Consider the following 24,706-nt stretch of genomic DNA (forward strand, 5'->3'; position numbering starts at 1 on the left):
TTCAATCCTCGACCACCCAGGTGTCCTTGGTTCCGCCGCCCTGGGAAGAATTCACCACCAGAGAGCCTTCACGCAGGGCCACACGGGTCAAACCGCCGGGCACAACCCGGGTTTCGCGGCCAGACAATACAAACGGACGCAGGTCGATATGGCGTGGCGCAATGCCGTTTTCGACAAAGGTCGGACAGGTCGACAGGGACAACGTCGGTTGCGCGATATACGCATGAGGCTTGGCTTTGATTCGCGCGCGGAACGACTCGATTTCCGCCGCGGTCGCCGCCGGCCCCACCAGCATTCCGTAACCGCCGGAGCCCTGGGTTTCCTTGACCACCAGGTCTGGAAGATTGGCCAGCACGTGGGACAGTTCAGAAGGATTGCGACACTGGAACGTCGGCACGTTCTTCAGGATCGGCTCTTCGTCCAGGTAGAAACGGATCATGTCCGTGACAAACGGATACACCGATTTGTCGTCCGCGACCCCGGTGCCGATGGCATTCGCCAGCACCACGTTGCCGGTTCGGTAGGACGACAACAGCCCTGGAACGCCGAGCATCGAGTCCGGGTTGAACGCCAGCGGGTCGAGGAATGCATCGTCGAGGCGACGGTAAATCACGTCGACCGCCTTCGGCCCGTCCGTGGTGCGCATGAACACCTTGTCGTCGCGCACGAACAGGTCCGCGCCTTCCACCAGCTCAACGCCCATCTCTCGCGCCAAAAAGGCGTGCTCGAAAAACGCGCTGTTGAAGCGACCCGGCGTCAGCACCACCACGCTCGGATTATCGATCGGGCTGGAGCTTTTCAGAGTGTCGAGCAGCAGGTTCGGATAATGGTCGATCGGCGCGATGCGCTGGGCCGAGAACAACTCGGGAAACAGTCGCATCATCATCTTGCGGTCTTCGAGCATGTAGCTCACGCCGCTGGGTGTACGCAGGTTGTCTTCGAGCACGTAGTACGTGCCGTCGCCATCGCGTACCAGATCGACACCGGAAATGTGCGAATAGATATCGCGGTGCAGATCGAGCCCTTGCATCGCCAGCTGGTATTGCTCGTTGGCCAGCACCTGCTCGGCCGGAATGATGCCGGCCTTGATGATGCGCTGCTCGTGGTAGAGGTCGGCGAGGAACATGTTCAACGCCTTGACCCGCTGGATACAGCCGCGCTCGACGATCCGCCATTCACTGGCGGGGATGCTGCGCGGGATGGTATCGAAGGGAATCAGGCGCTCTGTCCCCTGCTCATCACCGTAGAGCGTGAAGGTAATCCCGGCGCGATGAAATAACAGATCGGCCTCGCGTCGCCGTTGTGCCAAGAGCTCGTCAGGCGTCTCGGCCAGCCAACGGGCAAACTCCCGATAATGCGGGCGGACCTGGCCGCCGGCATCGTACATCTCATCAAAATAGGTGCGGATCATGCCGTACTCCTTGTCACCCGGACATCTAGGCATCGCAAGGCCCGTGCCATCGGCAGAAACGCTTTGTTATCAATCAGTTGGAGAATCACGCCGTTTGCACCGCACCAATCCTGTGCAGCAAACGCCCCACGCTGATCGCCCCCGCTTCATTGCAAGGCGACGTTGTCACCTATCACCAGCATAGTCAGAGTTGATTTCACTGCCCGGCCGGCGGTGCGGATAATCCGCGCATCCGCTGCAAAACCTGACCAAACTTCCCTTTAGCCGCCTGCTCAGGCGGTTTTTTTTGCCTCGGGATTCTTGTTTCAGGGTTTTGCCAAGGGGCGGATGCCACAAACGAAAACGGCCAACCCGAAGGTCAGCCGTTGCTGAGCGTTGTCACTGTTCATAACGTTATGCGAGACGCCCTCGTAGTTCCTGCTTGACGCCCCACCCTTCGAGGATGCCGCCCAGAGGCTCAACCACCGCCTCGAAACCCTGTTCGAAATCGCCGATATCATCGTAGGTGGCGTACATGACTTTGCTCAGTTCGAGCGCCCATGCGCCGTCATCGCGCACACTGATTTGCGCGTTCAAGGATTCACCTTTGTATTGCCCTGCCGCCCTGCGTGCCCGCTCCTCGTCCGGGAAAATGGCGTAGAACTCGATGGGATGGAACCGTGAAAAATCGAAACCGCCTTCTTTCATGCGGCGCAACACGCTGCTGCTGATGTCTTCTTGATAGGCTGTGCTCATGAAACGTCCCCCTCAATCATGATGGATAGACTTTCCGTATTCCCGGCACGCGCAACCGATTGGTGCGAGCGATGCGGCAACCAGGTCGCCGGTGGGAAGCAAGCATGTAGCTGACAAGTCCAGACCTTAGCGATCCGTTCGCTGATCTCGATTGCAGAGTAGCCCCAAGACGGAGGCGCTGCCAAGGCCTGGATAAGAATGAGACAGGTGTTGTTCAGATTGGCGTGATGCCGAGGATTTGAATGCTGTTCTGCGCTTTGAGACTTTTTACGCCGGCATCAGCGGTGCGCCCTTCCAGATCATTCAGATCCAGTTCAGCGGCGACAGGAAGGAACCGGCCTTTGATGAGTTTCGCGGCTTGCTCGTTATCCGGGCACTCGTCGCACTCAAAGACTTCATCGACTGTTTCACCGTGATCATCCACGAAAGTGATTTTCCACTTTTGCATCAGTGCCTCCTCGAACAAACCCGCAAATGGGCTTACATCCATCTGGACTTTTGGCCTGAGTGATCGTTCAAACGGATTACCGCATGCAGGTATGAAAAACATACAGGAACCTGCAGGAGCGAAGCTTTCGCGAGCAAGCTTCGCTCCTGCAAGGGGGTTATGCGTACATCTTCAGTTTAGTCGTTGCTTGGCTTGTTGATCGCTTGCAGCACGTATTGCGGCAAAGCGAAGGCGCCGATGTGGATTTCCGGGTTGTAGTAGCGGGTGATGATGCCGCTGCCGGCGAAACGCTGTTGCAGGGTTTCGCGGGACAACTTGCGATAGGCGGTGTTGGTCGCCCCCCAGGCAAAGGTCATCGAGCCGCCGATGTAGGTCGGCACCGCGGCCTGATAGAAGTGCCAGTCCGGGAACAGACTGCGCAGGCGACCCGCAGTGGTTTTGACTTCTTCGATCTGCATGAACGGCGTGCCGTTCTGCGTGACCAGGATGCCGCCCTCGTTCAGGCAGCGACGGCAGGCCTGGTAGAAGTTTTCGGAGAACAGCACTTCACCCGGACCGATCGGGTCAGTGGAATCGGAAATGATCACGTCGAATTTTTCGGTGGTGGTGGCGACGAAACGCATGCCGTCATCGATTACCAGATTCAGGCGGGGATCATCGAACGCACCCTTGGAGTGGTTCGGCAGGAATTCCTTGCACATGTCGACCACGGTGCCGTCGATCTCGACCATGGTAATGTGCTCGATGCTGCGGTGCTTGGCCACTTCACGCAGCATGCCGCCGTCGCCGCCACCGATAATCAGTACACGTCTGGCGGCGCCATGCGCCAGGATCGGCACGTGGGTGAGCATCTCGTGGTAGATGAATTCGTCGGCCTCGGTGGTCTGGATCACGCCGTCCAGCGCCATGACCCGGCCCATGCGCGGGTTCTCGAAAATCACCAGGTGCTGGTGTTCGGTGCGCACTTCGTGCAGCAGTTTTTCCATGCGAAAACGCTGGCCGTAGCCTTCGTAGAGGGTTTCCAGGTATTCGCTGGTGGTGATGTTGCTCATGGGAAGTGCTCCGATGAATGCGGTGGCAACGGACGGTTACCCGCCCATGATGGCCAATCGATCGGCTCGATTAACCGGGAAAGGCGCGCATTCTACGTTGCGGAAGATGACAGGTCGAACCTTCTGACACCCACATACCTGTAGGAGCGAGGCTTGCCCGCGAAGAACGATAACTCGGTCTCTCTGTTAAACCGTTTAATCGTTCTACGCGGGCAAGCCTCGCTCCTACAGGGGGGGGGCGGTGTTGGGGTCAGATCCGCACATTGCCCCGGGGCCCGGCGATAGCCCAGATGATCAGGCCCAGGACAGGCAGCAGCAGAATCAGCAGCACCCAGATGATTTTCATCCCTGTGTCAGCGCCACTTTTGAGCACGTTGATGATTGCCCAAATGTCCAGGACAAGAATAATCAGGCCGATCAGGCCATTGAACGTGGAACCCATGGTGTCGCTCCCTAAGAGTGGTGTGCACTCTTAGGATAGCCGGGCCTTGCGAGGGTTCCGTTTTTTAAACGTGGACCGCTATTTTCAGGGCTTCGAGCGATGGCGCGGCGGTGATACCCACTTGCGCGCACAACTCGAGCACGCGCGGTACGTCGTTGCCGTAGACCAGCACCACTTGCAGTTCGTCGTCGAGCAACTGGCTGAAGTTCATCAGCGTGTAACCGCCGTTTTCCTTGTTCATGCTGCCCATCTGCACCTGAATGCGGTTGAGCGCTGTCAGGGCTTCGGTCTTGGCCAGTTGCTTGGGTTTGATGTTGAAATCAACGCCGGGGCCGAACGAGGCGACGATCTGGGCGAACAGGTCGACGTAGGTGTCGGCCTGGAACAGCACGGTTTCCGGCAGGCTGCCCACTACAACCCACTCGCCCAGTGGAATCGGGAAGGAGTCGTCGTAGTTGATATCCGGATTGGCCGTCAGAAAAGCCTCGGGATCGGCGTAGGCCTGAGCCGCTTCGTCAGCGACTTTCAGGATTTCGTCATCGCTCATGCACCCGGAGCTGATTTTAGTGATGAGTTCGACGAGTGCGGCTTTCATGGGGCGGATCCTGTAGCGAGTGAATTTTGAGGGCGCGAAGGATAGCGCATTCGGAGAGAGTTACCGAGCAGACCAAAACTGCGTGGCGAGGGCGCTTGCTCCCGCTCGGCGGCAAAGCAGTCGTCAATCAGGTGAAAGCGGTCGACCTGATCTACTGCGGTGAATGGTTTTGGGGCCGCTTCGCAGCCCAGCGGGAGCAAGCTCCCTCGCCATAAAAGCCTCGATACCACAGGGGAGCGTGCGTATTCAGGCCAGCAATTTTTGCAACTGCGCGGTGGTGTCGACCGCGCCCATGGTTTTAGCGGCGTCCAGCGCGGTGACGCCATTGGCATCCTTGGCTTTCGGATCGGCGCCTTTGCTGATCAGGTAATCGACGATTTCAACGCGGTTGAACATCGCCGCCATCATCAGCGCGGTGCGGCCGTCGAAGGATGAGCCTTCCACTTGTGCGCCACCCTCGACCAACGCCTTGACCACCGCCAGGTCGCCCTTGAACGCGGCGCCGGCAATCGGGCTCTGGCCGTTGTCGTTGCGGATTTCCGGGTCGGCCTTGTGTTCCAGCAGCACTTTCACCGTCTCCACGTGGCCGTGGTAGGCGGCGAGCATCAGCAAGGTGTCGCCCTTGTGGTTGCGCAGGTTCGGCGGCAGGCCTTTGGTCAGCAACGCAGCCATCATGGCCGCATCGCCCTCGCGTGCCTTGTTGAATACCTGTTCGGCAAATTCAGCGGCTTCTTCGGGGGTCATCTGGCGGCTTTGGTCTGACATCGGGGACTCCACTGTCTGTCATTCGGAAAGCCGACAGTTTCCCGAGCAGCCCCAAGGCTGTCACTTCTTTTTTCTCAAGAGCCGCCATAGCCACATTCAATAGCGGTACTTGCCGCCGCGAATATCCGCCAGGATCTGGTCGGTGACTTGCACGTAAGTCTGGGTGCCGGGCAGCCAGGCGTAGATCGGGTCATCGCCGGTTTTGCCGGGGTCGAAGGCTTCGTCCTTGAGCCGGGTCTTCTGGTATTTGAAGGTCCCGGTGGTTTCCATTTTCACTTTCACCCGCAGGAAAAGCGGCACCGCATACGCGGGCATTTGCTCGCGGGCAAACGCCAGTAACTCGCTGAAATCCAGGGTCGCCAAGGATTCGGCAGGCGTGATCGCGGCCATGCCGGCACGTCCGTTGGTGTTCAGGATTTCCACGCCATACGCCACGGCTTCTGAAATATTCGGGTGTTGCAGCAAGATGTTCTCGACCTCGGTCGTCGAGACGTTCTCACCCTTCCAGCGATAGGTGTCCCCCAACCGATCAACAAACTGCGCATGGCCAAAACCGATATTGCGCAGCAGATCGCCCGTATTGAAGTAACGGTCGCCCAGGGTGAACACGTCGTGGAGCACGACTTTTTCAGTCTTCTGCGGATCGGTGTAACCGTCCAGCGGCGCCTTGTCGTCGATTCTCGCCAACAACAGACCCTGCTCGCCTTTGGCGACTTTGCGCATGAAGCCCTTGGCGTCACGAATCGGCTGGCCGCTGTCGTGGTCGTAGGCCACCAGCTCCCAGGCCATCAGGGAAAAACCGATGGTGTTGTCGAAGTTGAGGATGTTGGTGAAGCCGATATTGCCGTCGCTGGCGGCGTACAGCTCACAAATGTGCTCAACCGCAAAGCGCGTCTTGAACTCGCGCCAGGCGCCGGGCCGCAGGCCATTGCCGATCATCTTGCTCACGCGGTGTTTGCTGTCCTCGGCCGTGGGTGGTTGATCCACCAGGTAGCGGCATAATTCGCCGACGTAACCAAGGGTGGTCGCCTGGTATTTGCGCACGTCGTTCCAGAACTGGCTGGCGCTGAATTTGCGGCGGATGGCAAATCCTGCGGCGCCGCTGATCGCCGCCCCCCAACACACGCAGAGCCCGGTGGCGTGATACAGCGGCAAGGTGCAATACACGACATCCTCGGGCTGCATATTCAGGGCGATCTGACCGAAGCTCGCCGAGCTGCGCATCCAGCGACCGTGTTTGAACACGCCCGCTTTGGGCAACCCGGTGGTACCTGAGGTGTAGATATAGAAACAAGGATCGTCGAAGAAAACCTGCTGGCTGCTGGCCGGATTTTCACTGGACGCCTGGGCGCTGGCGCTCATCAGGTTGATGAAACCGTCGGGCGCATGGCCGGGATGTCGATAGGTGTCTTGATCGGCGACGAACCAGGTGTGCGTCGGCTCGATCGACACCCGCTCGCAGACGGCACTGAAAGCCGGGACCAGTTCTTCGCCCACAATGATCGCCGCAGGCGCCACGAGGTTCAGGCTGTGAGCCAGGGTGTCGCGGGTTTGCGAGGTATTGAGCAACGCACTGATCGCGCCGACCTTGGCCACTGCCAGAATCGTCACCAGCAGTTCTGGACGGTTCTCGAGAAAAACCGCCACCACATCACCCTTGCGGATGCCTTGGGTAATCAGGTGATGGGCGATGCGATTAGCCCACTGATTGACCTGTGCATAACTCAGCGTCACGTCGCCTTGCAGCAACGCGGGCCCATCGGGATTGCGCAAGGTCGCTTGCTCGAACGTCCAGCCGAGGCCACACGCTTGGGTCGGATCCTTGACGTTGGCAACCTTCATGCCCTTCACCACCCGAGGAATGGCTTTGGCAATGGAAGGCAGTTTGCGGAGCATCATGCTCCAGGTAATCGTGTCGCTCATGCTTGCTCCCGTTCGATCTTTTTATTGTCGGGCGGCGGTCTATGAGTCCGAAAATACGTCAGCGGTTCTTGAGCTGTACACGCGGTTTTTGAAATGTTTTGTATCCGCGCCCCGAGCGTTCGAGATCGCGAACCTCAGCGCGGGTGATTGGTTCCATCCAATCGAGGCCAACCCCGCAAAATGCAGGATGCACGATGGCCATTCATGCAGATTGCACGAAAGCGAAAATCCACCAAAAATATAACTTATTGATTTATAAGGATTTTAAAAATATCAGGTGCTGGCACAATCACTGCAACTACCTCTCCATGCTTGCCAATCAAGTGCTAACGGAGCTGATAGACATGAGCCTGATCCAAGAAAAATTTACCTCCCTGTTCTCCAACTTCGAAGTGAACACCCAACCACGTCCGGATGGTGGCATTCTGCTGACCCTGCGCAGCACCGAAGGCAAAGTGTTCAAGCGTTCGATTTCGTACCAGCAATTGCATGCCGGCGATCAGTTGTCGTGGGTGATCAGTGCAATTCGCCGTGATCTGGCCGAACAGGCCAGCGAACTGCCGCAGATCTCCATGCTGCAAAGCCAGCAGCGGTTTGCCCTGCCGACCTATCACTCGGCGTGAACCTTGCGGTTGTGTAAATAGACGCGCTGTAAAAAAACAGGCCGTGAGAGCTTTCGCTCCACGGCCTGTTTTGTTTTTGAAGCTGTACTGAGCCTTTGTAGGAGCGAAGCTTGCTCGCGAAGGCGATGGAGCAGATGTCAATAATGTTGACGGACACGCCGCCTTCGCGAGCAAGCTTCGCTCCTACAGGTAAGTCGTTTCGACGTTAAAAGGTGGAAAGATCAATCCGGGCAAAACTGTCGACGGTGACATGCCCTGCCAGCTCCCCGCCTTCCCGGGCCAGTCCGCAAGTGGCCATGCCAGCGGCGCGCGCCGCGTCCAGTTCCTCGACGATATCGGACAGAAACACAATCTGCGCAGCCTCCAGCCCGATCGCCTGGGTGATGCGCTCGTAAGAGTGTGCTTCACGCTTGGGCCCCGACGTGGTGTCGAAATAGCCGCTGAACAAGGGCGACAAGTCCCCCGCCTCCGAGCAACCGAAGATCAGCTTCTGTGCCTGGATCGAGCCCGAGGAATACACAAACAGTTTAAAACCGTCCTGATGCCAGCGCTTGAGCGCTTCAACGGCGTCCGGGTAAACGTGACCTTTCAACTGTCCGGCCTGATAGCCCTGCTCCCAGACCATGCCTTGCAATGCTTTCAGCGGCGTGGCCTTGCGGTCTTCGGCAATCCAGCCCAGCAGGATTTCGATCACCCGCTCAACGTCGGCGTCCGCTTCGTTGCTGTCACGGCGCACGGCGGCCAGTTGCTCGGCCACATCTGCGCGCCCGGCGTGCTGGCGAACAAAGTCCGGCAGGTGTTTGGCGGCATACGGAAACAGGACGTCGAACACAAAACTCACCGCGCTGGTGGTGCCTTCGATGTCGGTGAGAATCGCTTTGATCGGCATCGGCTCAGTCCTCAAGACGCGGGAAGCGGCTGGCGATGTCTTCGCCGGTGAAGTTGGCACCCAGCCTTCAGGGTTGTTGAACAGTCGGATCGCGACGAAGTGCGGATGCTCGCCCATGTCGAACCAGTGCGGCGTGCCGGCCGGTACGGAGATCAGGTCGTTCTTCTCGCAGAGCACCGCGTAAACGTAATCGTCGATGTGCAGGGTGAACAGCCCACGGCCGGCGACAAAAAATCGGACTTCGTCTTCGCCATGGCGGTGTTCGTCGAGGAACTTGGCGCGCAGTTCGGCTTTTTGCGGGTGATCGCTGTTCAGGCTGATCACGTCGACGGTGACGTAACCGCGCTCGGTCATCAGTTTGTCGATCTGTTCCTGGTACGCCGCGATCACTTCTTCCTGACTGGCGCCCGGCTGGATTTTCGCGGTGGCTTGCCAGCGGTCGAAACGCACGCCCTGCTCGGCCAGGGTCGAGGCGATGTCTTCGAAATGGGTCAGCACCTTGTTCGGAAGATCAGGGCTTGAGACGTGGTAAACGGACAGGCTGCTCATCAGGGCAACTCCTTAACGGTTCATGCGTTGCGGTTCATGCTTGACGGTTCAAAGCCGCGCGCATCTTCAACTCGCATTCGAACAAAAATTCAAACGCTTCGATCTGCCGCAGGGCGTCGCTCATGCGCGCGCCCCAGGTGTAGAGGCCGTGGCCGCGAATCAGGTAGCCGACGCAATCGGGATGGGCTTCTAGCCAAGGCTGCACCTTGGCGGCGAGGCGCGCAATGTCCTGGTCGTTGTCGAAAATCGGCACGCGCACCCGGGACTCGTGGGTCGAGACGCCGCTGAAAGCTTTTTGCAGTTCGTAATCTTCGAACTCGATGAAATCTTCTGGCGTCAGGCGCGACAGCACCGTGGCGTTCACCGAATGGGTGTGCAGCACCGCGCCGATCTCCGGGCGCCAGCTGTAGAGCTGGGTGTGCAGCAGGGTTTCGGCGGACGGTTTTTTGCCCGGTTCCAGGCTGTTGCCCGACAGGTCGGTGACCAGCACATCATCCACACCCAGCTGGCCTTTGTGCTTGCCGGACACGGTCAGCAGCGCTTCGGTCGGCGACAGGCGGGTCGAGTAGTTGCTGCTGGTGGCCGGCGACCAGCCGCGACCGTACAGAAAACGCCCGGCGTCGATGATTTCCTGGGCGAGGTGTTCACGGGTAAGGCTCATGGCCTGTCCTCTTGCATGCGTGTGGCAATGATAACGGCAGCGGCGAAGGCTGCGAGACTGGCAATACTAAAGGTGAACGTGGCCCCGAGGGCGTTCCAGCTGTAGCCGGAATACAACGCGCCCAATGCGCCGCCAGTGCCGGCGAGCGCGGCGTAAAGCGCCTGGCCCTGACCTTGCTGACGCGCACCGAAGCTACGTTGCACGAACTGGATGGCAGCGGCGTGAAAGCTGCCGAATGTTGCAGCGTGCAGCACCTGGGCAAACAGCAGCACCCAAAGGAATTCGGCCAGCGAGCCCAGCAGCAACCAGCGCACGGCCGCCAGCAGGAAACTCACCAGCAGCACCCGACGCACCGAGAAGCGCGCGAGGATTTTGCTCATGGCCAGAAACATCAGGACTTCGGCGACCACGCCGACCGCCCAGAGCATGCCGATCACGCCTCGACTGTAACCGAGCCGTTCGAGGTGCAACGTCAAAAAGGTGTAATAAGGCCCGTGGCTCACCTGCATCAGCGCCACGCAAGCGTAAAACGCCAACACGCCGGGATTGCGCAATTGCGTGAGAAAACCGTCTCCGGCAATGCGTTCGCCCTGAACCGGTTGAGCGTTGGGCACCCACAGGCTGCTGACGACGATGCCGGCCATGATCAGCACAAGCGCCACCGGGTAAATGTCGAGGCTCAGCCATTCGAACATCCGGCCGAGCGCGACCACGGTGATGATGAAACCGATGGACCCCCAGAGGCGGATCTGACTGTAGCGCGACGTCTGCCCTTTCAAGTGCGCCAGGGTGATGACTTCGAACTGCGGCAACACCGCGTGCCAGAAGAACGCATGCAGCGCCATGACCATCGCCAGCCAGGCGTAGGTCTGGCTGACGAAAATCAGCGAAAACGTCAGCAGGGTGCAGACGGCGCCGAAGCGCACGATGGCCAGGCGGCGGCCGGTGTAATCACCCAGCCAGCCCCAGATGTTCGGTGCCACGCAACGCATCAGCATCGGGATCGCCACCAGTTCGCCGATGCGCGCGCTGGAAAACCCCAGGTGATCGAAGTACAGCGCCAGAAACGGTGCTGTCGAACCGAGCAAGGCGAAATAGAACAGATAGAAACTGGAGAGCCGCCAGTATGGGAGCGCCGCCACGTCGTCAGACCGCAGCGGCGTTGAGGTCAGCCATTAAAGCTGACCCAGCACCGGCGTGCTCACGCGCACGTCGGCATTCTGCCCGCGATGACGCAACAGGTGATCCATCAGCACGATGGCCATCATCGCTTCGGCGATCGGCGTGGCGCGGATGCCGACGCAGGGGTCATGACGGCCCTTGGTGATGACGTCCACCGGGTTGCCATGAACGTCGATCGAGCGGCCCGGAGTGGTGATGCTCGAGGTCGGCTTGAGGGCCAGGTGCGCAACGATCGGCTGACCGGAGGAGATACCGCCCAAAATGCCGCCCGCGTTGTTGCTGAGGAAGCCTTCCGGGGTCATTTCGTCGCGGTGTTCAGTACCGCGCTGGGCGACGCTGGCGAAACCGGCGCCGATTTCCACGCCTTTCACGGCGTTGATGCTCATCAGCGCATGGGCCAGTTCGGCGTCGAGGCGGTCGAAGATCGGCTCGCCAAGGCCTGGCATCACGCCTTCGGCGACGACAGTGATCTTGGCGCCGACTGAATCCTGATCGCGGCGCAGCTGATCCATGTAGGCTTCCAGCTCCGGCACCTTGTCCGGGTCCGGGCTGAAGAACGCGTTCTCTTCCACCGAATCCCAGGTCTTGAACGGGATCTCGATCGGGCCGAGCTGGCTCATGTAGCCGCGAATGACGATGCCCTGGGTGGCCAGGTATTTCTTGGCAATCGCACCAGCGGCTACACGCATGGCGGTTTCGCGGGCGGAACTGCGTCCGCCACCGCGGTAATCGCGCTCGCCGTATTTGTGGTGATAGGTGTAGTCGGCGTGGGCCGGGCGGAACAGATCCTTGATCGCCGAGTAGTCCTTGGACTTCTGGTCGGTATTGCGGATCAACAGGCCGATGGCGCAACCGGTGGTGCGACCTTCAAACACGCCGGAGAGGATTTCGACTTCGTCGGCTTCCTGGCGCTGCGTGGTGTGGCGGCTGGTACCGGGTTTGCGGCGATCCAGATCGCGCTGCAGATCCTCAACGGAAATCTCCAGCCCCGGCGGGCAGCCGTCGACAATGGCGACCAACGCCGGACCATGGCTTTCGCCCGCGGTGGTGACAGTGAACAGCTTGCCGTAGGTATTGCCGGACATGCAGGACGCTCCGTGAAATGAACCTGAATACGTAATGCGCGCCAGTATACGCAGGCTACCCAAGTAGTTCATCCTCGAACCTTATGGGTGCCCGCGAGTCCAACCGGCACCTTTGTGAATGATGGCGTGATGATGCTGCGAGTTCTAGCCTTGAGCCTTACCCTGTTTACCGGCTTTGCCCAGGCCACTGTCCTGCAACGCCCGATCACTTTGGATACCGGCACCGGGGAGCTTTTCGGCTCGCTGTTGCTGCCTAAATCCGACACCCCCGTGCCCGTTGTCCTGATCATTTCCGGCTCCGGTCCTACGGATCGTGACGGAAACAACCCCGACGGCGGCCGTAACGACAGCCTCAAGCGGCTGGCCTGGGTGCTGGCCAAACACAACATCGCCAGCGTGCGTTACGACAAGCGCGGCGTGGCGGCGAGCCTCGCAGCGACGCCGGACGAGCGCAATCTGTCGGTGGAAGCTTATGTCGCCGACGCCGAGGCCTGGGGCCGCAAGCTCAAAACCGACCCGCGCTTTGGCCAGCTGATTCTGCTGGGCCACAGCGAAGGCGCCTTGATCGCCAGCCTTGCGGCGCCCAGCGTCGATGCCGCCGCGGTCATCTCCATGTCGGGCAGCGCCCGGCCGATCGACCAGGTGTTGCGTCAGCAATTGAGCAATCGCCTGCCACCGCCGTTGATGCTGCGCAGCAATGAGCTGCTCGACAGCCTCAAGGCCGGCAAAACCGACGACAACGTGCCGCCGCAGTTACAGGTGATTTTCCGCCGGAGCGTGCAGCCGTATCTGATTTCGCTGTTCCGTCAGGACCCGGAGGCAGCGTTCGCCAAATTGAAAATGCCGGCGTTGATCATCCAGGGCAGCAACGACATTCAGGTCGGCGTCGGTGACGCCAGGATGCTCAAGGCGGCCAAACCGGACGCCGAACTGGCGCTGATCGAAGGCATGAACCACGTCATGCGCATCGTGCCCAACGACGTGAAACGACAAATGGCCTCTTACAAGGACCCGCAATTGCCGTTGGCCGCCGAACTCGGCGCGCGAATCCTCGAGTTTATTGACGGACTTCGCACCAGTTAGCCACTACTCACCCTCCAGTCCTGAAAAAAACGGCCGATAAGCCTTTGTCGCCAGCGCTATGACTGACGACAAGCAGAGCTTGGACAGGATCTCGCCGTTATGACTGATACCCAGACTTCACCCGACACGACCGCTGAAAAAGACGCACCGCCAGCGGTCGAGCTGCCGTGGGCGGACGTTCACGTCGAGCACCACAAGATGCTCCGCCTGGCGCCGCTGCAAACCGACCGCAATACCGGTGGGCGGCCATTGCGCTTTGTCGAATTCGGTTACGCCGACCGCCACAGCAAGGACCACAGCCTGATGCGCATGAGCATCAAGCTGCCCGGTCAGCGCGTGCGCAAAGAGCAGAACCATCTGGACGTGTGGGTCGATCACACCGCCAAGCGTGTGCATTTCGAGCCTGAAAGCGGTTTGCAGATTGAACCGATGAACCGTGGCATCGGCCGGTTCATGGCCGCCCAGGGCATCACTTGGGCGAAGAAGCGTTGGCCTGGCTACACCGTCGACGGCACGGATCTGAACAATAAAGATGCGTTGAACGAAGACACGCGCCTGCGCCGCGATCACTTTCTCAAGGCCCATGGCTTTGAAGTGGTCTACGCCGACGCCCAGCATTTGAAAGGCAGCGTCAAAGAAGTAAAGGTCGAAGACCTGGTGGGTGACTGGAACAGCGAAAAGCTGCAAGTGGTGGAAATACTCGAAGCCGCGCAGATGCTTCAACAGGCCGAGCAGAATCTGGCCGAGCAGGAAGTGAAGCTGAAGAAACACGAAGAGAAGGTCAGCAAGTACAAGCGTGAAGACGCCGGTCTGCGCTTTACCATTACGTGCCTGGTGGCGTTTGCGGTGTTTCAGGCGGGGTTACTGATCTGGATTGCTACGCACCGGTAACGATCCGAGACCGCGGCGCGGTCTTCGCGGGCAAGCCACGTTCCCACCGATTTTGCGTCGTGCCCATATGATGCGGCACACACAAGACCTGTAGGAACGAGGCTTGCCCGCGAAAGCGCCCTATAGTCAGACGCGGGAAGCGAACAGGGCCTGATGATCGCGGCACTGCTCCGCGCTCAACATGAACACACCATGCCCACCGCGCTCGAAATCGAGCCAGGCGAAGTCGACTTCCGGGTACAGCGCCTCAACGTGAACCTGGCTGTTGCCCACTTCAACTATCAGCAAGCCCTTCTCGGTCAAATGATCCGCTGCTTCAGCGAGCATCCGTCGCACCAGGTTCAAACCATCATCACCGCAGGCCAGGCCCAGTTCAGGTTCATGCTGATATTCGTCCGGCATGTCGGCGAAATCTTCCGCGTCAACGTAAGGCGGGTTCGACACGATCAGGTCGAAACGCTGACCCGGCAAGCCGTCAAACCCATCACCCTGAACGGTGTACACCCGCTCATCAACGCCATGGCGCTCGATGTTCTGGTTGGCCACCTCCAGCGCTTCGAACGACAGATCAGCCAGCACGACTTCGGCGTTCTGGAATTCGTAGGCGCAGGCGATACCGATGCAACCGGAACCGGTGCACAGGTCGAGAATCCGCGCCGGCTCGGCACCCAGCCATGGTTCGAAACGTTTTTCGATCAGCTCGCCAATCGGCGAGCGCGGGATCAGCACACGTTCGTCGACAATGAACGACATCCCGCAAAACCAGGCTTCGCCCAGCAGGTAGGCGGTCGGAATGCGGTCTTCGATGCGGCGTTTGAGCAAGCGTTGCAGATTGACCAGTTCGTCATCTTCCAGGGCGCAATCGAGGTAGCTGTCAGCGATCTCCCACGGCAAGTGCAAGGCACCCAACACCAGTTGACGGGCTTCGTCCCAGGCGTTGTCGGTCCCATGGCCGAAAAACAGATCCTCCCCATGGAAGCGGCTGACGGCCCAACGGATATGGTCACGCAGGGTACGAAGGCGGGAAGTGATCACGGGGGTAAACTCCAGAAAAAACGACTGGCGATTCTAACAGCCAAAACGCGCCACGACGACGCGGGAAAACAGCAGATCAGATGTAGGACATGTCCATTTTCACTGTTGGCTATTGAACAAAACCTGCATCTTGACAAGGCTGCACGCCAGCAACGACGGCGCCTGCGATAGTAGCGATTCACAGAACCGCTCAGCCAGAGGACAATGTCGCAAAAGCCCCACTCCAAGGAGCCCCAGAATGTCCGTTCCAAAAACGATGTTTCAACTCAGCGGCCGCGGTTACGCAGCAGCCAATCTGGGTCATGCGACCCTTGTCATCATCGATGCCCAGAAAGAATACCTCAGCGGCCCGCTGGCCCTGACCGGCATGGATGCTGCCGTCGCGAACATCAAGCAACTGGTGGCCGCTGCCCGTGCCGCCGGTCGTCCGATCGTGCATGTGCGCCATCTCGGCACCGTGGGCGGGCTGTTCGATCCACAGGGCGAGCGCGGTGAGTTTATCCCGGGCCTGGAGCCGCTGGCGGACGAAACCATTATCGGCAAACTGCTGCCGAGTGCGTTTCACGGCACCCCATTGTACGATCGACTGCAAGAACTCGGCTCTCTGGACCTGATCGTGTGCGGCTTCATGAGTCATTCCAGCGTCAGCACCACCGTGCGTGCCGCAAAGAACCTGGGCTTTCGCTGCACCCTGGTTGAAGACGCCTGCGCGACTCGCGATCTGCCCTACAAAGGTGGCGTACTCACAGCCGAGCATGTTCAGCACACCGAAATGGCGATCATGGCGGACAACTTCGCCACCCTCGCGCTCACTCATGAACTGATCTGATCGGCCTCGAAGAGCGGTCAATACCGCCGCTCATCCGCAAAAGCCTCTCATTTGCTGCAATTGACTTAGCCTCAGGAACAACCCGGACAACTCCCGGTCGAAGGGCCGATACCCATTGAGGAAGGTCGGAATGAAGTTATCCGATGGTTTTGACGCACGCCGCTTGCGGCCCAAGGGCCAACGCAACTGGCGTTTTCGATTCGGCGCAGCCTTTGCTGCCTTGCTGGCGACGTGCGGTGTGTTGCTGGCAATGGCCGGCGCCGCCAGCCTGCTCGGCCGCCCTCCGGCCCTGGGCGAATTGAATGCCAGCCCGCTGGGCTCGGCGATCATTCTGGCGGTTGGCCTGTTCGTGCTTTATATCGGTGTGTGGCTGTGGCGTCGTTGCCGGCGTCGTTCGCGCCAATCGCGAGAGCTGAACATGTCCCCGCACCTGATGAAAAAACACGATTGAATCGAAGGCCCGGCTTTTAGGCGGGCCTCAATTGTTATGGATAGTGCCTCGACTTGGGTAAACTGGCCGCCCTTCGCGGAGGCTGACATGCAAGACGACGATTTTTCCCTGTTCAAAAGTGCGATCCAAGGCGTCAAGCCGATCAAGCACGATCGCGCCGAAACCGGCAAACCCAAGGCCGACCGCGCGCAAATCGCCAAGTTGCGTCAGGCCGCGACCGTTCGCACCGATGCCACCACCGTTGATGGTCTGTCCGATCAGTTCGTGATCGACGTCGGCCCGGAAGACGAGTTGATGTGGGCCCGTGACGGCGTTCAGGAAAGCCAGATACGCAAGCTCAAGATCGGACAGATTCCGTTCGAAGGCAGCCTCGACCTGCACGGCATGACGGTGGAAAAAGCCCGGGAAACCCTCTGGGCGTTCCTGGCTGAAGCAACCAAATTCGAAATCCGCTGTGTGCGTGTCACCCACGGCAAAGCCGTGCGTCTGGACGGCAAGCGGCCGATGATCAAAAGCCACGTCAACACGTGGTTGCGTCAGCATTCCCAAGTACTCGGCTTCACCTCTTGCCAACCGAAACATGGCGGTGCCGGCGCGGTGTATGTGATGCTCAAACGGACCATGATGGAAGGTCGTGACGAGTAAAGCTGTCGCTTCACGCTTGCAGCGCCGTGTTTGCCACCGTACCCTTGCCCTTTGCGAAAATCCCCACAGGTAGTTTCATGTCCCTGGAACAGAATTACACCGCGATTCTCGGCCAACTGGGCGAGGACGTCTCCCGCGAGGGCCTGCTCGACACGCCAAAGCGTGCCGCCAAAGCCATGCAGTACCTTTGCCGCGGCTATGAACAGACACTGGAAGAAGTCACCAACGGTGCCTTGTTCAGCTCTGACAACAGCGAAATGGTGCTGGTCAAGGACATCGAGCTTTACTCGTTGTGCGAACACCACCTGTTGCCGTTCATCGGCAAGGCTCACGTCGCCTACATCCCCAGCGGCAAAGTATTGGGCCTGTCGAAAGTCGCGCGGATCGTCGATATGTACGCTCGCCGCCTGCAGATCCAGGAAAACCTCAGCCGCCAGATCGCCGATGCGGTCCAGCAAGTCACCGGTGCCCTGGGCGTTGCGGTGGTGATCGAGGCCAAGCACATGTGCATGATGATGCGCGGTGTGGAGAAGCAGAATTCGTCGATGATCACGTCGGTGATGTTGGGTGAGTTCCGCGAAAACGCCGCGACACGCAGCGAGTTTCTCAGCCTGATCAAGTAATTCGTTACACGAAGAAAACCGGCATTCATCGCCGGTTTTTTTTCGTCTGTGAAAAATCAGGTAAGCTGCGCGCCTTCCGTTCGCCCTGTGAGGCTTATTCCGTGTTCGTAAAAGCGCTTCGTGTCGGCCTTGGCCAACTGATCATCTTCATCGACTTCATTACTCGCCCAGGCAAGAAGCAGCGCCCCGCCGCCGCTCAGGCTCAGGTCGAAACAGCGGCCAAGGACCTGACGCTGTATCAGTTCCACGCCTGCCCGTTCTGTGTGAAAACCCGTCGCACCCTGCGTCGTCTGAATGTGCCGGTAACGTTGCGCGATGCGAAGAACAACGAACAGGATCGCCAGACCCTGCTGGAGCAAGGCGGCAAGATCAAGGTGCCGTGCCTGCGCATTGAAGAAAATGGGCAGACCACCTGGATGTATGAGTCTAAGGTGATTATTGATTATCTGGATAAGCGGTTCGCAGCTGCCTGACACGGCGGATCTCGAACAAAAATAAACCGGCCCATTGGCCGGTTTATTCGTTTCTACCCTCCCCTCAGTCGTTTCCCGGCTTGCTTGTGATGCGAGCCGAGCTCGGTCAGCGGTACGACGAAGGCCTCCCTCCCGGCGATATATCCCTATTGCCAAACTTTTCGTCTACAAAATCAAAAACATTATTTGCTTTATTTGTATACAAAAGCATAATCCACTTCGTGCGAGTTTCTGACCAGCCGGTCAACAAATTCGCAAGTGCCTCAAAGGGCCGCTGCCACCCTCATGGGTCCGGCCCTGGAAATAACAATAAAACTCTTGAGGAGTATTCGCTGTGGAAAGCCGCAAATCCGAAGCCCCGACGCTGGAACTCTCGCCGCCGTTACGCAATGGCTTGCTTGAGCGCATTTTCAAACTCAGCTTGCACGGCACCACGGTGAAGACCGAGCTGATTGCCGGTCTGACAACCTTCATCACCATGGCCTACATCATCTTCGTCAACCCCAACATCATGGCCGACGCCGGGATCGATCACGGTGCCGCGTTCGTCGCGACCTGTATCGCTGCTGCGCTCGGTTGCCTGTTAATGGGCCTGTATGCCAACTGGCCGGTCGGCCTGGCACCGGGCATGGGGCTGAACGCCTTCTTCACTTACACCGTGGTCGGCACCATGGGCTACAACTGGGAAACCGCCCTTGGCGCGGTGTTTGTTTCCGGTGTGTTGTTCATGTTCCTGACCTTTTCGCGGATTCGCGAATGGTTGCTCAACAGCATTCCTGTGAGTCTGCGCTACGCCATGGGCGCCGGCGTGGGGCTATTTCTTGGGTTGATCGGCCTGAAAACCGCCGGCATTGTCGTTGATAGCCCGGCCACCCTGATCAAGCTCGGCTCCCTGCGCGAGCCCGGCCCGTTGCTGGCCGCCATCTGCTTCCTGATGATCGCCGTGCTCAGCTACCACAAAGTGTTCGGTGCGATCCTCATCAGCATCATCACCGTGACTCTCGCGGGCTGGGGCCTGGGCCTCGTCCACTACGAAGGCATCATGTCTGCCCCGCCAAGCCTGGCGCCCACCTGGATGGCCATGAATGTTGCCGGCGTGTTCAACGTCAGCATGATCAGCGTGGTGCTGGCCTTCCTCTTCGTGCACATGTTCGACACTGCCGGCACCCTGATGGGCGTCGCCCAGCGCGCCAACCTGGTTAACGCGGACGGCCGGATTGAAAACCTTTCTCGCGCCATGAAAGCTGACAGTGCTTCCAGCGTGTTTGGCGCTGTAGTCGGCGTCCCACCCGTCACAAGCTATGTGGAAAGTGCCGCTGGCGTAGCGGCGGGTGGTCGGACTGGTCTTACCGCTGTGACCGTGGGTGTGTTATTTATTGCAGCCATGTTCTTCGCTCCACTGGCGGGCATGATCCCTGCTTATGCAACAGCGGGTGCGCTGATTTATGTGGCGATTCTGATGATGGGCGGCATGGCGCACATCGAATGGGACGAAGCGACCGACAGCATTCCCGCGATCGTCACTGCGATCATGATGCCGCTGACGTTCTCGGTTGCCGATGGCATCGCGCTGGGCTTTATCACCTACGTGGTCCTGAAAGCCTTCACCGGCAAGCACAAGGAAATTTCTGTCAGTCTGTGGGTGTTGTGCGCGATCTTTATCGCCAAGTTTATTTTCTTGTAAACGTTACGGCGTCAGTGTTTCAAATCAGCCTCACCCCGTCGGGTGGGGCTTTTGCACAAATGGAGGAAAGTGATGAGTCTGGAAACCTGGCTGCTGTTCAGCGGCGCTACGCTGGTGGTGATCCTGATCCCGGGGCCCCTGTCTTTGCTGATGATCAGCAACAGTCTGAATTACGGTTTGCGCCGCTCTTACCCGGCGTTCCTGGGGGGCGTTATTGCCTCGATCTGCCTGCTCAGTGCCTCGGCGCTGGGCCTGGGCGCCCTGTTGCTGGCATCGGAACAGTTGTTTAGCGCGCTGAAAATCGTTGGTGCGCTGTACCTGTTCTACCTCGCCTGGCAGAGCTGGCAGCAATCGCGCCAGCCATCGGTTGGCGCTGAAGTGCCCCAGGCTGCACCGGTGCCACGTTTTCGTGCGCTCTTCGGACGCGCATTCGTGTTGGGCGCGAGCAATCCGAAGGATATTTTGTTCTTTGCTGCTTTCCTGCCGCAGTTTCTGAGCGCCGAACAACCGTTCCTGCCGCAGTTGCTGATGATGATTGCGACCTGGACTGTGCTGGATCTGCTGTGCAAATTAGCTTATGGGCTGGGCGCTCATGGTGCGGCCAGGTATTTACGCAGTGGCAAAGGACAAAGTTGGTTTAACCGGGTGAGCGCAGGACTCTTCAGTGGAGCGGGCGCAGCCTCCTTACTAAGCAATCACTGATCGTATTGCCCTATTACTTGAACTCTTGATTTCATTAGACGTTATCAACGTCAACGCACTAAGAAGTGTTTGCCAAGGATGGCAACACTTCACACCCGCCCCGCAACAAACCGCAACACGCGATATAAATATATATAGTTGTCTTTTCAGAACTCCCCCTACCATGGCGCTGCGATTTTGCACACGACGCCAGGAAAAGGAAGTTCCTATGGCAATGGTTTTCCAAACCCCCGATCCCGATCACTACAATGCCGTCGAAGTGACGGATATTGAACTGCAAGCCAATGAGTACTCCCCAACCACTATTGATTTCGATAAAGAAAGCATCGCCTCCGCCCCGCAACAAACAAATGCCAATAAAAGCCAGCTACGCGTTATTGATGAGTTGTTCGGCCCTATAAAAATAGGCACCCACTCGATTACCCGGTGTGCACTGGATGCACTGGGCGCGACATCAAATGGTCAGGGATTGAACGCTCAAAACACGTTCTTTCGACACCCCAAGCGGTCTTTTATCAACGCCTTGCAATTTGACCCTCTATTTATTGAAGCGCGTATGCGATTCACCGGCACCCGGGATGATTACGCACTGCCTTCCTTGCTGTTTGAAATGGCGTCGCAACGCCCACTAACGGCTCCGCCCCTGCTAAGAGAATTACCTGATCCCGCTGCCGATCCTGAGCAGTACCGCCACAAACTGGACAAATTGCTGAACGCGGCGCAGAGGCTTGATATACGCCACGCGCACTTGTCCAAAACCACACCTCCCTGGGTGAATCGGGTCAAAAGTAGCAGCATGGTCAGCATGGGGACTGGGCTTCAGGCCTTCGGTATTTACAGCGGGCTGCGCGGCCTGCAAGACGCCATTGCAAGAAAAGATCATGGCGAAGTTGTATTCAACAGCCTCAGCACTTCAGCGGAAGTCACTTCATTAGCCGTCGAAGTGGCGGTCACCAAGCAAGCAAAATACATGATCGAAGCCGGGCAAAAAGCCTACAGGGATTTTGCCAAAACCAGCTTCGGCGTTCGACTGGGGCGTGGCGCGGGGCTGATCGCGAGCGCACTGACGTTGCCCTTCGATGTCATGTCCGCCGTCAAATCCTTTAATAGCGCAGCGGCAACCACAGGCAAAGAAGCCACGGATCACTATGTCGCTGCTGGCTTGAGTGTGACCAGCGCGGCCATGACGTTGATTCTGGGTGCCGCCGCACTGGCAGGTTTCTCCTTTATCGGCCCGGTGGGGCTGACGGCCGGACTTCTGCTGGTGGCAGGTTCTCAGGTCTATGCGGCGGTACGCGTTGTCGACGATATCGATGATTACATCGAACTCACTACCCATGAGCGCCTGCGCACGGGCTGGTTCGCCTTTTGGGGAATTCTCCCCGACGACGACATACAAACCCGCCACGCGATTGCAAAATCAACGGTTGAACATTCTAGATTGTTACAAGCGACCGCCCGAAAATTACTGGAAGGAAAATTAAAAGACAGTACAGAAGTCATTGTAAACGGCAAGTTCAAGGTCGAGCTAAAGCCGACACAGGTGCCTAGCTTCGATTGGGAGGCGCAACAGTACCTATATAAAACCATACAAAAACCGCACGTCATTGATAGTAACGACACGATTGATGCTCGGAACGGTGTGACTGACGACATGCCCGGCGCGGAGTTCGGAACGCCAGGAGAGAACAAAGGTGCGGTGTGGTTTATGGGTGGCGGCGACGACACCATCGTGGGTGTTGAAAAAAAGCCAAACAGATTCTATTACGGCGCAGGTATCAAGCATCTGACCGGGGGAGAGAAAGACGATGAATTCATCTTCGAAGGCGCCGCCGAACTTCTCAAAAACGGTCCAAAAGACCCTCTACCCACTCTTCTGAAAGGTGGTTTGGGCAGCGACACGCTAGTGGTTACCGGGAGCTATCCTGAGGGCAACCGCCAAAGATTCGGGTATTTCATCGATCTGAACGAAGGACGACTGTCCATCATCACCCGTGACCAGACCAATGAGGGCCGTTTCAACTATCGGCACACGCTTCTGGAGAGCATTGAGAACGTCGAAACCCTGGCCGGTGCGCAAAACAAGGTCATCGGTACGGGCGGCCCGAATGTCATCAAGTCGCGCGGTCGCGACACCATTGAGGCGGGCGCCGGGGATGACAAAATCTATCTCCTGAACAATGAAGGTACAGCCGCCGGAGGTCCCGGAAAGGATCACTACGCGGTGGCCCATAAACCCGGCAACGTATTCATTACTGAAGATGGCGTGGAGGAAAGCGTCATTGCACTTGACTGGAGAATGGACCTGATAAAGAGCTGGAAAATCGACAATCACGAACTGGTCATCACCTCAGGCTTTGATCTCGACGATCTTAAAGAGCGGGATGTCTACATCAAGGGCGTCTATAAAACAGCCAACGATCGACGGCAACTGCAGAACAGGAAACTGACTTTCGTTACAAAGGACGGGTTTCATTTGATGCCTGAACTTCCTGAAACCATAGAGGCTGCCGGCTCCCTCGAGATTAAAACAGTCATTACTGAACAGGGAAAAACCCAAAACCCGGTCATCCTTTACAACCGTGAATACACGATCGCACACGACAAAAATACGAGTTATTTTGTTTCGCGACTCAATAAACATACGATCCTTACAGTAAAACAACGAAGCACAAACACGCTGGCAACCCTTTATCTGGAGTATGCCAGCCATGAACTGACGCGGGTCGAGGCTTACTTCAAGGTAGACCTGATGCGCCAACGTGACTTTGATCGCATCATGTACAAAGAATGTGGTCTGACCTTTCACTTTGACAGTCAGCGATTGACTATCAACAACCTGGCCAGCTCTATCTGGAGCGGCGACCAGAGAATCACAAGCCGACTGACGCGCCCCACCAACGTGTTGAACCAAGCTGTTCTTCTGATTATGAATGACGGTGTTTCTTATAGAGTCGATCCACCCTCTTTGCCCGATTCAGCTTTCTCCAACGATCAGTTCGAAATAAACGGTCCAATGGAGCGCACCCGCCAAGTGCCGCTGCCACTCGCGGCCAGAGATGGAGCGCCTGTTTTTTGTCAGCCCTTGGACAACGAGGCCCATCACCTGGGCAACCGGGAGAAGTGTGTCCAACTGGTCGCTTACCCTGAACAAACAACCATCGAACATCTGGAGGGTGACGGCTCGACGTACCTTGTCCACCTCAGCTCCGAAATGACGCTAGGCATTTCAACGCCAGGCGCTCGAGCGAACGCCCTACTCAAATCGCCATCGGCGTCTACCTGGGAATTCGATGCAACGAGCCTCGCCTACACCAGAATCAAACGGGTGGACGACTGTCTGCTGATCGGACATACCGTCATTCACCTTCCGCACTACGACGACCCACAAGATTTGATCGATCAGATACGGGTCATCACGCCAGACGGCGTTGTCTATAAAGTCGATCTGGATTTCGACGAAGTCTATATCGACTCACTGGATGGCCGGTATTTCAAAGGCGATGTTCTGAACGAGGGCGCCCTATTGGCAGACCTGAGAGCCTTGGAAATGGAGGACCTCGCCGTTCGAAACATAGCCCTGAGAGACGGTACTGTCGGCAGTCTGTCTTACAACCTGTCGGACCGTCGTTGGATACTTGATACAGACACGTCCCGCACGGTCTTTTACGCCGATCTGGTGCCTTTACACCGGTGCGCCCACCAACTCGAACACTGTTATGAGTTGATGGAGTTTGGCACTCGTTCCACCCCTCCGGTAAGCGCCGCCGATCTGCGGATACTTTTAGACACCTGCAAACTTCTATAGCGCCTACGCAAGACTTCAAACCTCAGGATCAGGCAGACGTCTTTTGTAGCAAATACCGCCACACCCTATACATATCTATCGCCTCTCGACGGCTGATCCAATCAAAACTAACCACCGTGTTT

At 58.0% G+C, this 24,706-nt stretch carries 24 protein-coding genes and 1 pseudogene; 11 read left to right on the forward strand and 14 right to left on the reverse strand.

The genetic code is table 11. The annotated features are described in order from the left end of the window. Position 1: 1 nt before the first annotated feature. The 8 genes from JIO00_RS20370 to JIO00_RS20405 all read right to left on the reverse strand — a co-directional run bounded on the left by JIO00_RS20370 (position 2) and on the right by JIO00_RS20405 (position 7,371). Positions 2–1,411, reverse strand: coding sequence for a circularly permuted type 2 ATP-grasp protein (locus JIO00_RS20370; protein ID WP_010456613.1), 1,410 nt, complete (start codon positions 1,409–1,411; stop codon positions 2–4). A 393-nt stretch (positions 1,412–1,804) separates the two neighbouring features. Then, positions 1,805–2,146 (reverse strand): ribonuclease E inhibitor RraB, encoded by a 342-nt coding sequence (locus JIO00_RS20375; protein ID WP_200666729.1) that lies wholly within the window; start codon positions 2,144–2,146, stop codon positions 1,805–1,807. Positions 2,147–2,360: 214 nt separating this feature from the next. Next, entirely contained in the window at positions 2,361–2,594 is a 234-nt protein-coding gene (locus JIO00_RS20380; RefSeq protein WP_200666731.1) for a hypothetical protein, read from the reverse strand. A 176-nt stretch (positions 2,595–2,770) separates the two neighbouring features. Then, a complete protein-coding gene (gene speE, locus JIO00_RS20385) occupies positions 2,771–3,646 on the reverse strand; it encodes a polyamine aminopropyltransferase (RefSeq protein WP_010456619.1) in 876 nt (291 codons plus the stop codon). Between the two features lie 250 nt (positions 3,647–3,896). Next, positions 3,897–4,088: a PLDc N-terminal domain-containing protein gene (locus tag JIO00_RS20390; protein ID WP_010456621.1), complete on the reverse strand. Its 192-nt coding sequence runs from the start codon at positions 4,086–4,088 to the stop codon at positions 3,897–3,899. Positions 4,089–4,152: 64 nt separating this feature from the next. After that, complete coding sequence (locus JIO00_RS20395) at positions 4,153–4,683, reverse strand: hypothetical protein (protein ID WP_010456623.1); 531 nt, start codon at positions 4,681–4,683, stop codon at positions 4,153–4,155. Between the two features lie 246 nt (positions 4,684–4,929). Next, on the reverse strand, positions 4,930–5,448 hold the full coding sequence (locus tag JIO00_RS20400) for an ankyrin repeat domain-containing protein (RefSeq protein ID WP_010456625.1): 519 nt from the start codon (positions 5,446–5,448) through the stop codon (positions 4,930–4,932). A 96-nt stretch (positions 5,449–5,544) separates the two neighbouring features. Then, positions 5,545–7,371, reverse strand: a complete 1,827-nt coding sequence (locus JIO00_RS20405) for a long-chain-acyl-CoA synthetase (protein WP_154501358.1) — start codon at positions 7,369–7,371, stop codon at positions 5,545–5,547. Positions 7,372–7,715: 344 nt separating this feature from the next. Here JIO00_RS20405 and JIO00_RS20410 point away from each other — a divergent pair, with 344 nt between their 5' ends. Continuing rightward, positions 7,716–7,994 carry a DUF3509 domain-containing protein gene (locus JIO00_RS20410; protein WP_010456630.1) on the forward strand — a complete coding sequence of 93 codons (279 nt, stop codon included), beginning with the start codon at positions 7,716–7,718 and terminating at the stop codon, positions 7,992–7,994. A 205-nt stretch (positions 7,995–8,199) separates the two neighbouring features. Here JIO00_RS20410 and mtnC read toward each other — a convergent pair whose 3' ends face one another. The 5 genes and pseudogenes from mtnC to aroC all read right to left on the reverse strand — a co-directional run bounded on the left by mtnC (position 8,200) and on the right by aroC (position 12,360). Further along, entirely contained in the window at positions 8,200–8,883 is a 684-nt protein-coding gene (gene mtnC / locus JIO00_RS20415) for an acireductone synthase (protein ID WP_154501359.1), read from the reverse strand. 4 nt (positions 8,884–8,887) lie between these two features. Further along, positions 8,888–9,432: pseudogene (locus JIO00_RS20420) on the reverse strand (1,2-dihydroxy-3-keto-5-methylthiopentene dioxygenase). 34 nt (positions 9,433–9,466) lie between these two features. Then, positions 9,467–10,093 carry a methylthioribulose 1-phosphate dehydratase gene (locus JIO00_RS20425; RefSeq protein ID WP_200666733.1) on the reverse strand — a complete coding sequence of 209 codons (627 nt, stop codon included), beginning with the start codon at positions 10,091–10,093 and terminating at the stop codon, positions 9,467–9,469. Then, positions 10,090–11,235 (reverse strand): MFS transporter, encoded by a 1,146-nt coding sequence (locus JIO00_RS20430; protein ID WP_200666735.1) that lies wholly within the window; start codon positions 11,233–11,235, stop codon positions 10,090–10,092. The genes JIO00_RS20425 and JIO00_RS20430 overlap by 4 nt, the downstream gene beginning before the upstream one ends. Before the next feature lie 33 nt (positions 11,236–11,268). Then, positions 11,269–12,360, reverse strand: a complete 1,092-nt coding sequence (gene aroC / locus JIO00_RS20435; protein ID WP_083376042.1) for a chorismate synthase — start codon at positions 12,358–12,360, stop codon at positions 11,269–11,271. A gap of 129 nt (positions 12,361–12,489) precedes the next feature. Here aroC and JIO00_RS20440 point away from each other — a divergent pair, with 129 nt between their 5' ends. Further along, the gene (locus tag JIO00_RS20440; protein ID WP_200666737.1) at positions 12,490–13,443 is read left to right on the forward strand and encodes an alpha/beta hydrolase; all 954 of its coding nucleotides are present in this window, start codon (positions 12,490–12,492) and stop codon (positions 13,441–13,443) included. Between the two features lie 99 nt (positions 13,444–13,542). Continuing rightward, positions 13,543–14,334 carry a hypothetical protein gene (locus JIO00_RS20445; RefSeq protein WP_200666739.1) on the forward strand — a complete coding sequence of 264 codons (792 nt, stop codon included), beginning with the start codon at positions 13,543–13,545 and terminating at the stop codon, positions 14,332–14,334. A gap of 126 nt (positions 14,335–14,460) precedes the next feature. On the opposite strand, the gene prmB is transcribed toward JIO00_RS20445, so the two are convergent. After that, the gene (gene prmB, locus JIO00_RS20450; protein ID WP_010456646.1) at positions 14,461–15,369 is read right to left on the reverse strand and encodes a 50S ribosomal protein L3 N(5)-glutamine methyltransferase; all 909 of its coding nucleotides are present in this window, start codon (positions 15,367–15,369) and stop codon (positions 14,461–14,463) included. A 238-nt stretch (positions 15,370–15,607) separates the two neighbouring features. Between prmB and JIO00_RS20455 the strand changes: the two genes are divergently transcribed. From JIO00_RS20455 to JIO00_RS20490, 8 genes are all read left to right on the forward strand, one after another. After that, positions 15,608–16,198 carry a cysteine hydrolase family protein gene (locus JIO00_RS20455; RefSeq protein ID WP_010456648.1) on the forward strand — a complete coding sequence of 197 codons (591 nt, stop codon included), beginning with the start codon at positions 15,608–15,610 and terminating at the stop codon, positions 16,196–16,198. A gap of 130 nt (positions 16,199–16,328) precedes the next feature. Next, entirely contained in the window at positions 16,329–16,649 is a 321-nt protein-coding gene (locus JIO00_RS20460; RefSeq protein ID WP_010456650.1) for a hypothetical protein, read from the forward strand. Positions 16,650–16,736: 87 nt separating this feature from the next. Further along, a complete protein-coding gene (locus tag JIO00_RS20465; RefSeq protein ID WP_010456652.1) occupies positions 16,737–17,294 on the forward strand; it encodes a Smr/MutS family protein in 558 nt (185 codons plus the stop codon). Between the two features lie 77 nt (positions 17,295–17,371). Further along, positions 17,372–17,917 (forward strand): GTP cyclohydrolase I FolE, encoded by a 546-nt coding sequence (gene folE, locus JIO00_RS20470; protein ID WP_003204506.1) that lies wholly within the window; start codon positions 17,372–17,374, stop codon positions 17,915–17,917. A gap of 101 nt (positions 17,918–18,018) precedes the next feature. Beyond that, positions 18,019–18,390, forward strand: coding sequence for a glutathione S-transferase N-terminal domain-containing protein (locus JIO00_RS20475; protein WP_010456661.1), 372 nt, complete (start codon positions 18,019–18,021; stop codon positions 18,388–18,390). Between the two features lie 334 nt (positions 18,391–18,724). Further along, on the forward strand, positions 18,725–20,074 hold the full coding sequence (locus JIO00_RS20480) for an NCS2 family permease (RefSeq protein WP_200666741.1): 1,350 nt from the start codon (positions 18,725–18,727) through the stop codon (positions 20,072–20,074). 72 nt (positions 20,075–20,146) lie between these two features. Then, positions 20,147–20,776 carry a LysE family translocator gene (locus JIO00_RS20485; RefSeq protein WP_200666743.1) on the forward strand — a complete coding sequence of 210 codons (630 nt, stop codon included), beginning with the start codon at positions 20,147–20,149 and terminating at the stop codon, positions 20,774–20,776. A gap of 208 nt (positions 20,777–20,984) precedes the next feature. Continuing rightward, the gene (locus JIO00_RS20490; RefSeq protein WP_200666745.1) at positions 20,985–24,584 is read left to right on the forward strand and encodes a calcium-binding protein; all 3,600 of its coding nucleotides are present in this window, start codon (positions 20,985–20,987) and stop codon (positions 24,582–24,584) included. The last annotated feature ends 122 nt before the right edge of the window (positions 24,585–24,706 follow it).

The sequence above is a fragment of the Pseudomonas sp. SW-3 genome, assembly GCF_016615645.1.
GTDB lineage: Bacteria > Pseudomonadota > Gammaproteobacteria > Pseudomonadales > Pseudomonadaceae > Aquipseudomonas > Aquipseudomonas mandelii.